Genomic DNA, 14,166 nt, shown 5'->3' with positions numbered 1-14,166 from the left:
CGCTCAGGAGCGGCGTTCATATTCGGCCGCGGTGAGATTTGCCCGCAGCCGAACCATCTCTTCGCGCAGATGGCGCTGCTCATCAGGAGCAAGGCCCGTCGCGCGCTGCATGCTGAGCCGGACCGCCCTGCCCCGCTCGCGAAGCGCGCGGCCCTGCGCCGTCAGATTAATGCGGACCTGTCGCTCGTCCCGCGGGTCGCGTTGGCGCGTCACCGCGCCCATCGCCTCCAGCCGCTTCAGCAGCGGCGTCAATGTGCTGGAATCGAGGAAGAGCTTTTCGCCGAGCTGGCCGACGGTCTGATCCGCCGTCTCATAAAGGGCGACCAACGCAATATATTGCGGATAGGTCAGCCGGAGTTCGTCGAGCAACGGCTTGTAGACGCGGTTGAAGGCGAGATTGGTCGAATAGACCGCAAAGCAGAGGAATTCGTCGAGCCCCGGCAGCCTGTCGGCCTCGCCCTGCTGCTCCGCCCGTCCTGTCTCACCAGCCATTGCACTCCTCCCGAAAAAGGATCGCTCACAGGTATTTGATGCGCGATTTGTTTTCAAGCGATTGAGTGAGGCGCCCCGATCATTTACTTGTCGAGCGATTGAATCGCTCAACAAGTAAATGATCGGAGTATCACATGGCCCGCATCGCTTCCTTGCCCGCCACGGCGACTGCCCAGAGCTCGGCAGAGCCCGCTTCGGCCGTGCGCCGCCTACTGGCTGCTGCAATGCTGGCCGCGACCGCGAGCTTTGCGATGACCTGCACCGCCTTCACTGGCCCGCGCAGCTACGGCCCCAGCCCGATCACCACATCGAATGCTCCGCCACGGCGCCCCGCAGCTCATCCCTGACGCCCCCCGAGGAGATGACATGATGAACTTCGCCCTCGCCTATCTCGCCGGCATCCTGACCATCGCCAGCCCCTGCATCCTGCCGGTCCTGCCCTTCGTGCTGACACGGACCGGCCAGCCGTTCCGGACCGGCACCTTGCCGATGCTGCTCGGCATGGCGTTGGCTTTCGCGGGAGTCGCGAGCCTTGCCGCCGTCGCCGGCAACTGGGCAATCGCGCTCAACAGCCATGGCCGCACCGTCGCGCTCGGCCTCGTCGCCCTGTTCGGGCTGGCCCTGCTGTTCCCGGCATTGGCGGCACGCCTCGCCGCGCCGTTGACCGCGCTCGGTGAGAAGCTGACGCGCGTAGCAGGAACGGCCGGCCGCACCGATCTGCGGCCGGTCTCCTCGGCTTTGCTCGGCATCGCCACGGGCCTGTTGTGGACGCCGTGCGCCGGGCCGGTGCTCGGCCTGATCCTCGCCGGCGCCGCTCTCGGCGGGCCGGGCCTGACCACCGCGCTCCTGCTCTTCGCCTATGCCGCCGGCGCGGCGACGGCGCTGGCTGCCGTTCTCCTGCTGGGCAATCGGCTGCTGGCGTGGGCCCGGCGCCCCGCCGCTCTCCTCGAACCCGTGAGGCGCGGCCTTGGTCTCGCCGTGGTCGCAAGCAGTGTCGCAATCGCCTTCGGCATCGACACCAGCGTCCTCACCCGCCTGTCGGCGCCGACCACGGCTGCGCTTGAGCAACGCCTCCTCGATATCACCATGCCGGCTGCCCCGAGCCTTGTCACAACCGCACAGGCGCAGCCGGCTGCCAAGCCGCTGTTCGGCGCCAAGCAATGGCTCGACCGCGAGCCGCTCACCGCCGAGAGCGTGCGCGGCAAGGTCGTGCTGGTGAATTTCTGGACCTATTCCTGCATCAACTGCCTGCGCTCGCTGCCCTACGTCCGGGCCTGGGCCGAGAAGTACCGGGATCGCGGCCTCGTCGTGGTCGGCGTGCACACGCCGGAATTCGCCTTCGAGAAGGACCCCGCCAATGTCCGCAAGGCGGTTGCGGCACTCGGCGTGACCTATCCGGTCGCGCTCGACAACGACTATGCGGTCTGGCGCGCCTTCGGCAACCAGGCCTGGCCTGCCCGCTACTTCATCGACACGCAGGGCCGCACCCGCCATCACGAGTTCGGCGAAGGCGACTACGCCGCCTCCGAGCGGCTGATCCAGTCGCTGCTCGCCGAGGCCGGCAGCACGGTCGAGCCCGGAATCGCCAAGGTCTCGGCCGAGGGCGCGCAAGGAGCGCCCGACTTCGCCAATCTGCGCTCGCCGGAGACCTATCTCGGCCATGCCCGCACGAACGGCTTCGCCTCGCCCGGCGGCATCCGGGCCGATGATCCAGTGACCTACGAGGCCGCCACCTCGCCTCGCCTCAACCAGTGGAGCCTGTCTGGCAGCTGGACCGTCGCCGGCGAGTTCGCCACGTCGCAGCAGGCCGGTGGGCGGATCAATCATCGCTTCCATGCCCGCGACCTGCATCTGGTGATGGGCCGCTTGCCCGGCAGCCCGCCGGTCCGCTTCCGCGTCACCATCGACGGCGCCGCACCCGGCAACGCCCATGGCGCCGATATCGACGCCGAGGGCTACGGCACGATCGCTGACGAGCGGCTCTACCAGCTGGTCCGCCAGGACGGGCAGGTGAAGCCTCGCGACTTCAGCATCGAGTTCCTCGATCCCGGCGCGCGCGCCTACGCCTTCACCTTCGGCTGAGCAGGCCGCCAATCAAGAAGAGACTGGGAGGAAACAATAAACTCTATCTCACCGAAATCTCGTCCGCGACCGCACGGGTGCGCATTGCACTCGCCCTGAACGGTATCAAGGTGGGGCAATTGCTGGTCTATCTCGCCGGCTCGATGCTGGCCGGCAAGCTCGCCGATACGCTGGGCTATGGCGCGCTGTTCTCGCTGGCGACCGCAATTTCGGCGGTCGCGGTGATCGCGACGATCAGGATGATCGCGTGCAGCAGCGTCGGAAAGCCGGCCTGACCGACGCAAGGCGCTCGCTGCGGGCGGCGGCAGCTTCCCTATCGTCGCCCTTCATGCAAGGTTGCCGGCGAGATCGCCTGTGCCGCAAGATCGCCTGAGCCGAAGGAGAACACCATGGGTTGGGTCGTCCTTGGACTGATCGTCGTCGTCGTGGTCTGGCTGATCATGACCTATAACGGCCTCGTCGCGATGCGCCAGCGCGTCAACCAGGCCTTCGCCGACATCGATGTACAACTGAAGCAGCGCCATGACCTGATCCCGAACCTGGTCGAGACCGTGAAGGGCTATGCCACTCACGAGAAGGAAACCTTCGACGCGGTGATCAAGGCGCGCAACCAGGCCCAGGCCGCGACCGGTCCGCACGACCAGGCCGTGGCGGAGCAGCAGCTCACCGGCGCCGTTGGCCGCCTGCTGGCACTGGGCGAGGCCTATCCGGACCTCAAGGCGAGCGCGAACTTCCAGCAGCTCCAGCAGGACCTCGGCAATGTCGAGGACAAGCTGGCGGCGGCGCGGCGCTTCTTCAACAATGCGGTCAGCGAGTTCAACGCGGCGATCCAGGCCTTCCCGGCCGTGTTCTTCGCGCCGCAGATGGGCTTCAGCCCGCGCGAGTTCTTCGATGTCGGCGAAGAGACGCGCAAGCAGATCGAAGTCGCACCGACCGTGAAGTTCTGAGCGGCGCGATAGCCTCACAGCGGAGCTGCGGCGATGCCGGGGGAAGCCTTCGGGCTCTACACCCATCAGCGCAACAACCGGACCCGGTCGATCGCCCTGATCATCGGGCTCTTCCTGATGGTCTACCTGACCGTCTGGGGCGTGATGCTGGTCGGCTATGGCTATGTCGGCGTGCCGCGCGGGCGCACAGTGCTGAACTTCGTCGGCCAGCGCTTCTGGTCCTGGCTGCCCTTCATCACGCTCGCCACCGGCGCCTGGGTCCTGATCGGCTTCAAGATCAATGTCGGACTGATCGAGGCGGTCTCTGGCGCCGAGGGCGTGACGCGCGAGGCGCAGCCCAAGCTCTACCGGATGCTGGAGAACCTCTGTATCTCGCGCGGCATGGTGACGCCGAAGCTCGCCATCATCCAGAGCGACGCGCTCAACGCCTTCGCCAGCGGCGTCAATGACAAGCAGTTCACGGTGACGCTGACCACCGGGCTGATCGAGCAGCTCAATGACGCCGAGATCGAGGCTGTCATCGCGCATGAGCTGACCCATATCCGCAATGGCGACGTCCGGCTGATGGTGATCGCCGTGGTGATCGCCGGCATCATCTCCTTCGTCGGCGAAGTCGTGTTCCGCAATCTCGGGCGGGTTCGCATCTCCTCGGACGGCGACAAGAAGGGCAGCGGCTTTGCGATCATCCTCGGCTTCGCGGTGATCGCCGTCGCGTGGCTGCTCGCCGTGCTGATCCGGCTGTCGCTGTCGCGGGCCCGCGAATATCTCGCCGATGCCGGGGCGGTCGAGCTGACCAAGAACCCCGACGCGATGATCTCGGCGCTGCTGAAAATCTCCGGCCGCGCCGACATCGACAATGTCCCGTCGGGCGTGATGGACATGTGCTTCGAGAACGATCCCGACGATTTCGCCGACCTGTTCTCGACTCATCCGTCCGTCACCAAGCGGGTGCAGGCGCTGGTGCAGACAGCCGGCGGACGCCTGCCGCCGCAGGCCCCGCCCGGCCCGCCGAAAATCAGCGAAAGGCAGACGCTGCCGGAGATCGCCGAGACCTCGGCCGCGCACGGGCCGTGGTCGCGCCCGGCGCCGCCGACTGGCGGCTAGCGCCCGTCCTTCGCCCAGCCGAGCGCTTCCTCGAGCCGGTCGTCGCCCCAGAACAGTTCGCCGTCGCCGGTGACGAAGGTCGGTGCGCCGAATATCCCGAGCGATTTGGCGAGCTCGGTCTCGGCCTTGAGCCGACCCTTGACCTCCTCGCTGCGCGAGGCGGAAAAAGCGGCGGTGGGGTCGGCGCCCGCCTCGCGTAGAGCTGCCGTCAGCACCGTCTCTTCAGCGATGTTGCGGCCTTCGCCGAACTCAGCACGGAACAGCGCCTTGGAGAAGGCTGGCAGCCAGCCGGCCTCGCGTCCGGCCAGCGCGAGCCGCGCCGCGATCAGCGAGTTTTGCGGGAAGGTCTCGGGCTTGACGATGGTGAGACCGGCCCGGCCAGCGCGGCGCGCCACATCGCGCCACATATAGCGGCCCTTGTTCGGATAGAGGTTGAAGGGCGAGCTGGTCCAGCCCTGCGCGGCGAAGATCGGCCCCAGCAGGAAGGGCCGCCAGCGCACATCGACGCCAGCCGCCTCGGCCAGTTCCTCGATCCGCAGGGCGCTCAGGCAGGAATAGGTCGACGCGAACTCGTACCAGAAATCCAGAACAGGACGATTCGGCATCTGACCCCCAACCAGCAACGCATCGCTCCGCCCGCATTGCGGGCGGCAACCCATCAGCGGATGACGCCAGATCGATCAGAAGGTTCCGATTGCGTCGCCCCGAACCCTGCGATAGTGCCCGGTTACGTCCGAAATGCGGCCGGCCAGGTCGCATTCTCTACTCCAGGCACGAGCCCCCGTGCCGCCACTGCAGGAAGACCAGTCCATGGCCGACAAGCGCGTGAACAAGGTCGTACTCGCCTATTCCGGCGGGCTCGACACCTCGATCATCCTGAAATGGCTGCAGACCACCTATAATTGCGAGGTCGTGACCTTCACCGCCGATCTCGGCCAGGGCGAGGAGCTGGAGCCGGCCCGCCAGAAGGCGCTGCTGCTCGGCATCAAGCCCGAGAACATCCATATCGAGGACCTGCGGGAAGAGTTCGTCCGCGACTATGTCTTCCCGATGTTCCGGGCCAATGCCGCCTATGAGGGCGTATATCTGCTGGGAACCTCGATCGCCCGCCCGCTGATCGGCAAGAAGCTCATCGAGATCGCCGACCGTGTCGGCGCCGACGCGATTTCCCATGGCGCCACCGGCAAGGGCAACGACCAGGTCCGCTTCGAACTGACCGCCTATGCGCTGAAGCCCGACGTCCATGTGATCGCGCCCTGGCGCGAATGGGATCTGCGCTCGCGCGAGCAGCTGATCGCCTTCGCCGAGCAGCACCAGATCCCGATCGCCAAGGACAAGCGCGGCGAAGCGCCGTTCTCGGTCGACGCCAACCTGCTGCACGCCTCTTCCGAGGGGAAGGTGCTGGAGGACCCGGCGCAGGAAGTGCCGGACTATGTCTATTCGCGCACGATCTCGCCCGAGGAGGCGCCGGACAAGCCGACGGTCATCAGCATCGACTTCGCCAAGGGCGATGCGGTCGCGATCGACGGCGTCCAGCTCTCGCCCGCCAAGCTGCTGGCCAAGCTCAATGAGCTCGGCCGTGACAACGGCATCGGCCGGCTCGACCTGGTCGAGAACCGCTTCGTCGGCATGAAGAGCCGCGGCATGTACGAGACGCCCGGCGGCACGATCCTGGCCGTCGCGCACCGCGCCATCGAGTCGATCACGCTCGATCGCGGCGCCGCCCATCTCAAGGATCAGCTCATGCCGCAATATGCCGAGCTGATCTATAACGGCTTCTGGTTCTCGCCGGAGCGCGAGATGCTGCAGGCGCTGATCGACAAGAGCCAGGAGTTCGTCGCCGGCCAGGTGCGGCTCAAGCTCTACAAGGGCGGCGTGCATGTCATCGGCCGCTCCAGCCCCTATTCGCTCTACGATCAGGACCTCGTCACCTTCGAAGAGGGCGCCGTCGCCTACGACCATCGCGACGCCGCCGGCTTCATCAAGCTCAACGCACTGCGCCTGCGCACGCTCGGCCAGCGCAAGCGCAAGCTGGGGCTCTGAGACCGACAGGCATCGGCCTGGATCGATTGAAACGCTGGTCACCCCGGGGCTCCCTTCGCCCCCGGGGGTGACCAGCTTTTTTTTGTTGCGGGAGAAATTCCGCGCAAGATCAGATCTCGATCTCGACCCCGACCTCCACGACCTGCTTGGCCGGGATGTGGAAATGCGCAGCGGACCGCTCGGCATTGCGCTGCATGAAGGCGAAGAGCGCTTCGCGCCACATCGCCATCCCCGCGATGTCCTCGCGGGGAATGACCGTCTCGCGGCCGATATAATACGACATCTCAGCAAGATCGACGCCCTGCAGCAGGCCGTGCTCGACGCCGCAGCGCAAGCCGCTCGGGATGTGCGGCGTTTCCATGAAGCCGAAATGCAGGATCACGCGCGTAACGCTGGGGGCCAGTTCGACCAGTTCGATCCGGTTCTCGTCGGAGACGCGGGGAATCTCCTCGAGCTTGCCGGTCACCAGCAGGACGCGCTCGTGCAAAGCGTGGTTGTGGCGGACGAAATGCGTGAGCGAAAGCGGGAGCCCGCGCGCGGCCGAGGCCAGAAAGGCAGCCGTCCCAGGCAGGCGTAGCGGCGGGTTCGTCGCCAGCATGTCCAGGAACGCCTTCTCCGGCTCGCGCTGGCGGGCGCGCGCCGCCTCCACCAGAACAAGGCCGCGCCGCCAGGTCAGCATGATCATCGTCAGCACCAGGGCCAGCAGCAGCGGGTACCAGCCACCCTCGTGCAGCTTCGGCAGGTTCGCCGAGAAGAAGGCGAGATCGATCAGCAGGAAGAAGCCGTTGACCGCCACGACGAGGATCGGGTTGTAGCCCCATTTCAGCGCGATCAGCGCCGCGAGCCCGGTGGTGATCGCCATCAGCAGGGAAACGGCAATGCCGTAGGCGCCGGCCAGCGCATCGGAGGAGCGGAACATGAAGACCGAGGTCAGGGTCGCCAGGCAGATCATCCAGTTGACGATCGGGATGTAGATCTGCCCCTTCTGGTCATCCGCCGTGTGCTTGATGTGGATCGCCGGGAAGAGGCCGAGCTGCACGGCTTGCCGGGTCAGCGAGAAAGCGCCGGTAATCACCGCCTGCGAGGCGATGACGGCGGCGGCCGTCGCGAAGAGCACCATCGGATAATGCGCCCAATCGGGGGCGAGCTGATAGAACGGGTTGTCGAGCGCCTCGGGATGGGTCAGCAGCAGGCCGCCCTGGCCGAAATAGTTCAGCATCAGCGCGGGGAGCACGACCGTCAGCCAGGCGATGCGGATCGGTAGCGGGCCGAAATGACCCATATCCGCATACATCGCCTCGCCGCCGGTCACGGCCAGGAAGGTCGCGCCGAGAACCGCGAAGCCGACAAGCGGGGCGGTGTGGGTGATGAAGTAGAGCGCGTTGAACGGATTGATGGCGGAAAGGATCTCCGGCGCCATCAGGATCCCCCGGATGCCGAGCAGAGCGAGGGCGATGAACCAGAGCAGCATGACCGGCCCGAACAGCTTGCCGATGAAACCCGTACCCTTGCTCTGCACGAGGAAGACGCCGATCAGGATCGTGGCGCTCAGCGGAACGATCGCCGGCGCCAGGAACGGTGCATCGACCTTGAGGCCTTCGACCGCGCTCAGCACGGAAATCGCCGGCGTGATGGCGCCGTCACCATAGAGCAGCGCTGCACCGACAAGCCCGACCACGAGGACATAGGCCCGTGCCGAGCCCGGCTTGGCATGGCGCGCCTTGAGCAGGGCCAGCATCGCCATGATGCCGCCTTCGCCGCGATTGTCGGCGCGCATGATCAGCAGCGAATATTTGAGCGAGATGACCAGGATCAAAGCCCACAGGATCATCGAAACGCAACCGACGACGGCTGCGGGCTGAAGGGCTCCGCCGGCACTCGCGGCGCGGGCGGCTTCCTTCAGCGCATAGAGCGGGCTGGTGCCGATGTCGCCGTAGACGACGCCGAGCGCGCCGAGCGTCAGGGCCGGCATGGAGCCGTGCTGCTCGCCATGAGATGGCGCGCTGCCCTGTGACAGAACCCCTTGGGTCATGCGCCGTCCTCCCCTTTTGCAGGAGTAGGGCACGCAGCGGCAACGACAGCAAGGCTGGAGCCGCGGGATTACGCTGCGGAGCAGCAACACCCGAAGAGGTCGGTAGGCCGGCGGGAAGAACTCGCCGGCCTCTTATCGTGCCGTCTTACTTCGCGAGCTTGCCGAAGGCGAAGAACTGGGTCTCGCCGGAGGAATCGTCGACGCCGTCATTATCGGTGACGACGAAGAGGTTGCCATCCTTGTCGACCGCCATGCCCTCGACCTTGTCGAGCCCGTAGCCACCGAGCTTCATCAGGTCCGGCGTCAGGTCGCGCAGCAGCTTCTTCTCGACCGTCGGGATCTCCGAGGAGCCGAACGGCGCCGGCTTCAATCCCTTGACCGAGAAGGTCGCCAGCGTCTTCACCGCCTTGGTGCCGAACTGGTTGTCGCGCTCGATCACCGCGAAGCTGTCGTCGCCGAGATAGGTCAGCTCCGAGAGACCCATCCAGGCGCCGGCGGCAGGAGCCGTCAGCGGGTAGTGGAGGATGCCCCAGCTCTTGGTAAAAGGCTTGTAGGTCAGGATCTTGACCTTGCCCTTGGGGTCGTCCTTCCACTCGCGCTGGACTGCGATCCAGACCGTCTCGTTCTGGCCGGAGCCGGTGACGGCGACGCCCTCATAGCCCTGGTTGATCGCTTTGGCGGCGAATTCTTCCGGCAGGGCGATCTCCTCCTCGATCTCGCCCTTGGCCGAGGCGCGCAGCAGCAGGTTCTGCGTCGGCTTCTCCTTGCGCTCAGGGGCTCCCTCCGAAGCCAGCCAGAAGCCGCCGCCGGGACGCGTCGCAATCCCCTCGAGATCGTAGGAGGCGGGCTTTCCATCCTTGGTCACGGTGATCGCGCCGGTGATCGTCGCCGGCTTCTTCGACGCGTCGATCTCGAGGATGCGCGAGGGCGTATAGGCGCTGTCGGTGACGCTGAAGAGCTGGCCCGGAAGCTCGGGATGCGCGGCGAGGCCTGAGAGCGCGCCCCAGCCGAGCGGGAGGCCGTCGACATCGGCCGAGACGATGGTCGGATAGGCTGCCGGCGCCTCGCTGCGCTCATAGATGGTCACGGCCGAGCGCGCGCCACCCTTTTCCCCGAGATCGGCTTCGGAGGCGCTGACGAAGAGATTGCGTTGCGGGATCGCCAGCAGGCCTTCAGGCGCGATGCCGCCCGGCAGCGCCTGCAGGTAGCGCGGCGCCTTGCCCGGTCCCTCATCCTTGAAGACGAGCACGAGCGAGGCCCGCTCCAGGCCAACGAAGAACAGGCGCTCGCCATTATAGGTACCGACTTCGATGCCCTCCGGCTCGCTGCCCTTAGCAGCCGAGCGCCTCTCCGGGTAATGGCCGAGGCGGATGGCGATGTGATCGACCATGTTGCCCGCGTCGAACTCGACCGTGCCGTCCTTGCGGAAGATGGTGAAGCCGCGCGAACCACCCTTCCAGTCACCTTCATTGGCAGTGACGAAGCGGTCATTGTCGAGCCAGCGCACCGCATCGGGCTCGCGGCGCACGCCCTTCAGCTCCTCGACCGGCTTGATCTGGCCGTCGCGGGTCTTGTCTATGTTCGTGAGATCGACGGTGCCGGCCGGGAAATGCGCGACGAGCTTGCCGGTCTTGGTGTCGACCACGGCGATGTGGTTGTTCTCCTGCAGCGTCACCACGGCGAGGCCGTCCTGGTTGACGTCGACGAATTCCGGCTCCGGATCGGTCGGCTCGACCGCGGCGATGCCGGTGAGGTCGACGATCTGCTTCGAGGCGCAGTCGGCCTCGCCGCTCTTGATGCCGACCAAGGTGAGATTGCCGGCGGGAAGCTGCGGCAGGTCGCCCTTGTTCAGCTTCTCGTCGCGCTCGTTCTCGATGACGATGGCGAGCTTGCCCTTGTCCTTGGTCAGCGCGATCGAATCCGGCTGGCCGCCGAGCTCGCATTTGGCCACGACCTGCTTCGTCTTCAGATCGATGGAGGCGAGATGACCGGCCGGCTCCTTGAAGTTGTCGCCGGAGCTGACGACGACGGCAAAGGCGCGCTCGCCGAGGATCACGACCGAGGTCGGCTCACCGCCGACCGGGATGAAGCCGGCGGGCCTGGGCGCATTGGCGGTGGTGATGTCGATCAGGCCGATCGCCTTCTGCTCCGCGTCGGTATAGGCGAGCAGGGTTCCGGCCTCGTTGGCCGAAATGATCTCCGCGACCGTCTTCTTCTTCGCGTCGCGATCAGCCGGGAGATTCAGCGGCACCTGGAAGGTGGCGATGCGGTTGAAGGTCGGCTCGGCGAGCGCCGTTCCGCCAGCGAGGAACGTCGCGAGAGCCGCAAGGACAAGGGATTTGCGCATGGGACGGTCCTGTTCCGCAGGGTGGGGAGGCAGGCCTTCCGGCTAGTGAGCACAGGCGACAGTTTCGTGACAAGTCGTCGCAAAGCAAACGCCGCCGCGGGAGAGCCGCAACGGCGTGATCTGGGAAAGAGGCTGGTCAGCGCAGTGCGGCTTCGGCTCCGGCGGCTTCCGTGACCGACTTCTTCAGGCCGATCACCTCGAGTTCGGTAACGATCGCGACCGCCGCGGCCTGGGCCAGGACGAAAGCGATGCCGAGCGTGGTCGGCGCGAACCAGCCGGCGACCAGGATCAGCACGCTGTCGGCAATCCAGAGGATGTTGACGCCGATCACGGCGTAGACCGCGAGGCGCGGCAGGCGCAGCCGGCTGGCGAAGAACGCAAGCAGGGCAGCACAGGGCAGGAGCAGGAGACCGGCGCCACGCAGGAACTCCGCCGGAAAGCCGAGCAGGCCGGAGAGCGAACCGGCGCCGACGCTCAGCAGCAGACCGGTCGTGGCGCAGGCGGCGGCATCGAGGGCAAGGGCATTGCGCAGGAAACGCGAGGACTGGATGAAGGCCATGGTCGTTCTCCGGTTCAAGCCCCGTCTCAGCCGGGGCGGTTGCTGATGGAGGCCATGCTGCCGAAAGCCCGGCGGCCGGTCGATTAAGCCGGAGGTAATTGGATGGCGGCGCGGCTGCGGCTAGCTTGCCTGTCATGAACAAGCATCAGCAGCCCGCGATCGGGCATCTCATCCGCGACTGGCGCCAGCTGCGCCGTCTCAGCCAGCTCGACCTCGCGCTCGAAGCCGAGATCTCGCAGAAGCATCTGAGCTTCGTCGAGAGCGGCCGCTCGATACCGAGCCGGGACATGGTGCTGCTGCTCGCCGAGCATCTCGGCGTGCCGCTGCGCGAGCGCAACGCGCTCCTGCTCTCGGCCGGTTATGCACCGGTCTATCTCGAACGTTCGCTGGAAGACCCCAGCCTGCAGGCGGCCCGCAGCGCCATCGACCTGCTGCTCAAGGGGCACGAGCCCTACCCGGCCGTGGCGGTCGACCGGCACTGGACCCTGCTCGCGGCGAACAAGATGATCGCGCCGATGCTCGCGGTCGTCGAGGATGCCGACCTGCTGCGCCCGCCGGTCAATGTGCTGCGACTCAGCCTGCACCCGCGGGGGCTCGCTCCGGCGATCATCAATCTGACAGAGTGGCGCGGCCATCTCATCGCGCGGTTGCGCCAGCAGATTCGCGCCACGGCCGACCCGCTGCTGGCCGAACTCCTGACCGAATTGCTGAGCTATCCCGTCCCGGCCGCGCCGGTCGTCAAGGGTAGAGCGCAAGAGGAGGCGGAGCCGCCGATCGTACTGCCGCTGCACCTGCGGCTGGGCGAGACCGAACTGTCACTGATCTCGACCACGACGGTGTTCGGCACGCCGGTCGACGTGACCTTGTCGGAGCTGGCGCTGGAGACCTTCTTCCCCGCCGATGAGGCGACGGGCCGGGCGCTGCGCGCGATTGCGGAGGCCAATGCATCCGCCTGAGAGGCGGAACCAAAAGTTGGCGGCAACGTTCTTCCACCGAACCGGCGCTACCGCACCGATTTCGCGTCATTCGAAAAGGAAAACGTCCATGGGCAGCACCGCCGACAAGATCAAGGGCATGGCCAACGAAGCGGCCGGCAACGTCAAGCAGGCCGCCGGCAAGGCGCTGAACAAGCCCGGCCTCGAAGCCGAAGGTATCATGCAGGAGCGCAAGGGCGAGGCCCAGCAGGCGATCGGCAAGACCAAGGACGCGGTCAAGAAAGTGATCGACAAGGCCTGAGAATCAGGCCGGCTCCGATCAAAAAAGGACGGGCGCCGCGAGGCGCCCGTTTTTCTGTCTCAGGCCGCGCCGCCGAGGCCGCCGAGGAAATCCTTGACCCGGCCGAAGAAGCCAGCGGTCTCGGGATGGGTGGCGCCCGAGCTCTCGCGCTCGAACTCCATCAGCAATTCGCGCTGGCGGGCGGTGAGCTTCTGCGGCGTCTCAACCAGGACCTGGATATAGAGATCGCCCATCTCGCGCGAGCGCAGCACGCTCATGCCCTTGGCCTTGAGCCGGAACTGCTTGCCGGTCTGGGTACCCTCGGGGACTTTCACCCGGGCCTTTTCACCGTTCAGCGTCGGCACCTCGATCTCGCCGCCGAGCGCGGCCGAAGTCAGGCCGATCGGCACGCGGCAGAACAGGTCGGCGCCGTCGCGCTGGAAGATAGCGTGCGGCTTGATCGAGAGGAAAATGTAGAGATCGCCCGCCGGGCCGCCACGCAGGCCAGCCTCGCCCTCGCCGGCAAGGCGGATGCGGGTACCGTCCTCGACGCCGGCCGGGATATTGACCGAGAGCGTGCGCTCGCGGGTGACGCGGCCGGCGCCCTGGCAGCCGGTGCAGGGATCGTCGATGATCTCGCCGCGGCCGTTGCAGGTCGGGCAGGTGCGCTCGACCGAGAAGAAGCCCTGGCTGGCGCGGACGCGGCCATGGCCGCCGCAGGTCGGGCACTGGCGCGACTTCGAGCCGGCCTTGGCGCCGGTGCCGGAGCAGACCTCACAGGTCACAGAGGTCGGAACGCGGATGGTCTCGTTCTTGCCGGAATAGGCGTCCTCGAGACCGATCTCGAGATTATAGCGCAGGTCGGCGCCGCGCTCACGCGAATTGGCGCCGCGAGGGCCGCCACGGCCGCGGCCCTCGCCGAAGAAGGATTCGAAGATGTCGGACATGAAGTCCGACATGTCGGCCGGGCCACCACCGCCGCCGCCATTGTCGAAGGCCTGGTGACCATAGCGGTCATAGGCAGCGCGCTTCTGGCCATCAGAGAGGATCTGATAGGCCTCGTTGATCTCCTTGAACTTGATCTCGGCCTGCTTGTCGCCCGGGTTCTTGTCCGGGTGATGCTGCATGGCGAGCTTGCGGAACGAGCCCTTGAGCTCGACTTCCGTCACCGTCCGGGAGACCCCGAGGATCTCGTAATAGTCGCGCTTCGACATTCAACCAGCTGCCCCTGCGCCGCCCCGCGCTCCTTGCGCAGGCCGGCGAGTCATGTCCTGCCGACGCCATCGCCTTAAGGGAATGGCCGGGTCAAGCCCGGCCATCCCGTCACGGTCGATGGATGACCAAG

13 protein-coding genes are annotated in these 14,166 nt (G+C 66.5%); 7 read left to right on the top strand and 6 right to left on the bottom strand.

Annotation, left to right across the window (positions count from 1 at the left end; all coding sequences use genetic code 11):
• Nucleotides 1–3 precede the first annotated feature (3 nt).
• A complete protein-coding gene (locus GV161_RS15425; RefSeq protein ID WP_152016530.1) occupies nucleotides 4–492 on the bottom strand; it encodes a MarR family transcriptional regulator in 489 nt (162 codons plus the stop codon).
• 366 nt (nucleotides 493–858) lie between these two features.
• Here GV161_RS15425 and GV161_RS15420 point away from each other — a divergent pair, with 366 nt between their 5' ends.
• From GV161_RS15420 to GV161_RS15405, 4 genes are all read left to right on the top strand, one after another.
• Nucleotides 859–2,574, top strand: coding sequence for a cytochrome c biogenesis protein DipZ (locus tag GV161_RS15420; RefSeq protein ID WP_152016529.1), 1,716 nt, complete (start codon nucleotides 859–861; stop codon nucleotides 2,572–2,574).
• A gap of 77 nt (nucleotides 2,575–2,651) precedes the next feature.
• Nucleotides 2,652–2,849: a hypothetical protein gene (locus tag GV161_RS15415; RefSeq protein ID WP_152016528.1), complete on the top strand. Its 198-nt coding sequence runs from the start codon at nucleotides 2,652–2,654 to the stop codon at nucleotides 2,847–2,849.
• Nucleotides 2,850–2,963: 114 nt separating this feature from the next.
• A complete protein-coding gene (locus GV161_RS15410; protein WP_091833473.1) occupies nucleotides 2,964–3,521 on the top strand; it encodes a LemA family protein in 558 nt (185 codons plus the stop codon).
• Nucleotides 3,522–3,554: 33 nt separating this feature from the next.
• Complete coding sequence (locus GV161_RS15405; protein ID WP_152016527.1) at nucleotides 3,555–4,625, top strand: M48 family metallopeptidase; 1,071 nt, start codon at nucleotides 3,555–3,557, stop codon at nucleotides 4,623–4,625.
• Here GV161_RS15405 and GV161_RS15400 read toward each other — a convergent pair.
• The gene (locus GV161_RS15400; protein WP_152016526.1) at nucleotides 4,622–5,230 is read right to left on the bottom strand and encodes a 2-hydroxychromene-2-carboxylate isomerase; all 609 of its coding nucleotides are present in this window, start codon (nucleotides 5,228–5,230) and stop codon (nucleotides 4,622–4,624) included. The genes GV161_RS15405 and GV161_RS15400 overlap by 4 nt on opposite strands.
• A 205-nt stretch (nucleotides 5,231–5,435) precedes the next feature.
• Between GV161_RS15400 and GV161_RS15395 the strand changes: the two genes are divergently transcribed.
• Nucleotides 5,436–6,668, top strand: a complete 1,233-nt coding sequence (locus GV161_RS15395; RefSeq protein WP_152016525.1) for an argininosuccinate synthase — start codon at nucleotides 5,436–5,438, stop codon at nucleotides 6,666–6,668.
• Between the two features lie 109 nt (nucleotides 6,669–6,777).
• Here GV161_RS15395 and GV161_RS15390 read toward each other — a convergent pair whose 3' ends face one another.
• The 3 genes from GV161_RS15390 to GV161_RS15380 form a co-directional block, all read right to left on the bottom strand.
• Nucleotides 6,778–8,640: a potassium transporter Kup gene (locus GV161_RS15390; RefSeq protein ID WP_244624292.1), complete on the bottom strand. Its 1,863-nt coding sequence runs from the start codon at nucleotides 8,638–8,640 to the stop codon at nucleotides 6,778–6,780.
• A gap of 205 nt (nucleotides 8,641–8,845) precedes the next feature.
• A complete protein-coding gene (locus GV161_RS15385) occupies nucleotides 8,846–11,047 on the bottom strand; it encodes an esterase-like activity of phytase family protein (protein WP_152016523.1) in 2,202 nt (733 codons plus the stop codon).
• Nucleotides 11,048–11,183: 136 nt separating this feature from the next.
• A complete protein-coding gene (locus tag GV161_RS15380; protein ID WP_152016522.1) occupies nucleotides 11,184–11,606 on the bottom strand; it encodes a hypothetical protein in 423 nt (140 codons plus the stop codon).
• Between the two features lie 134 nt (nucleotides 11,607–11,740).
• Between GV161_RS15380 and GV161_RS15375 the strand changes: the two genes are divergently transcribed.
• Together GV161_RS15375 and GV161_RS15370 are read left to right on the top strand one after the other, a co-directional pair.
• A complete protein-coding gene (locus tag GV161_RS15375) occupies nucleotides 11,741–12,562 on the top strand; it encodes a helix-turn-helix transcriptional regulator (protein ID WP_152016521.1) in 822 nt (273 codons plus the stop codon).
• 88 nt (nucleotides 12,563–12,650) lie between these two features.
• Nucleotides 12,651–12,842 carry a CsbD family protein gene (locus GV161_RS15370; RefSeq protein ID WP_152016520.1) on the top strand — a complete coding sequence of 64 codons (192 nt, stop codon included), beginning with the start codon at nucleotides 12,651–12,653 and terminating at the stop codon, nucleotides 12,840–12,842.
• A gap of 59 nt (nucleotides 12,843–12,901) precedes the next feature.
• Here the strand turns inward: GV161_RS15370 and dnaJ are convergent, their stop codons facing one another.
• The gene (dnaJ, locus tag GV161_RS15365) at nucleotides 12,902–14,035 is read right to left on the bottom strand and encodes a molecular chaperone DnaJ (protein ID WP_152016519.1); all 1,134 of its coding nucleotides are present in this window, start codon (nucleotides 14,033–14,035) and stop codon (nucleotides 12,902–12,904) included.
• Nucleotides 14,036–14,166 lie beyond the last annotated feature (131 nt).

The sequence above is a fragment of the Bosea sp. 29B genome (assembly GCF_902506165.1).
In the GTDB taxonomy this organism is placed as follows: domain Bacteria; phylum Pseudomonadota; class Alphaproteobacteria; order Rhizobiales; family Beijerinckiaceae; genus Allobosea.
This window is presented reverse-complemented; position numbering and strand designations above follow the sequence as displayed.

Coding starts and splice junctions, on each gene's coding strand:
- GV161_RS15405 (WP_152016527.1), top strand. CDS start 3,555: ATGCCGGGGGAAGCCTTCGGGCTCTACACCCATCAGCGCAACAACCGG.
- GV161_RS15370 (WP_152016520.1), top strand. CDS start 12,651: ATGGGCAGCACCGCCGACAAGATCAAGGGCATGGCCAACGAAGCGGCC.
- GV161_RS15410 (WP_091833473.1), top strand. CDS start 2,964: ATGGGTTGGGTCGTCCTTGGACTGATCGTCGTCGTCGTGGTCTGGCTG.
- GV161_RS15425 (WP_152016530.1), bottom strand. CDS start 492: ATGGCTGGTGAGACAGGACGGGCGGAGCAGCAGGGCGAGGCCGACAGG.
- GV161_RS15375 (WP_152016521.1), top strand. CDS start 11,741: ATGAACAAGCATCAGCAGCCCGCGATCGGGCATCTCATCCGCGACTGG.
- GV161_RS15395 (WP_152016525.1), top strand. CDS start 5,436: ATGGCCGACAAGCGCGTGAACAAGGTCGTACTCGCCTATTCCGGCGGG.
- GV161_RS15400 (WP_152016526.1), bottom strand. CDS start 5,230: ATGCCGAATCGTCCTGTTCTGGATTTCTGGTACGAGTTCGCGTCGACC.
- GV161_RS15385 (WP_152016523.1), bottom strand. CDS start 11,047: ATGCGCAAATCCCTTGTCCTTGCGGCTCTCGCGACGTTCCTCGCTGGC.
- GV161_RS15380 (WP_152016522.1), bottom strand. CDS start 11,606: ATGGCCTTCATCCAGTCCTCGCGTTTCCTGCGCAATGCCCTTGCCCTC.
- GV161_RS15390 (WP_244624292.1), bottom strand. CDS start 8,640: ATGCCGGCCCTGACGCTCGGCGCGCTCGGCGTCGTCTACGGCGACATC.
- dnaJ (WP_152016519.1), bottom strand. CDS start 14,035: ATGTCGAAGCGCGACTATTACGAGATCCTCGGGGTCTCCCGGACGGTG.
- GV161_RS15420 (WP_152016529.1), top strand. CDS start 859: ATGATGAACTTCGCCCTCGCCTATCTCGCCGGCATCCTGACCATCGCC.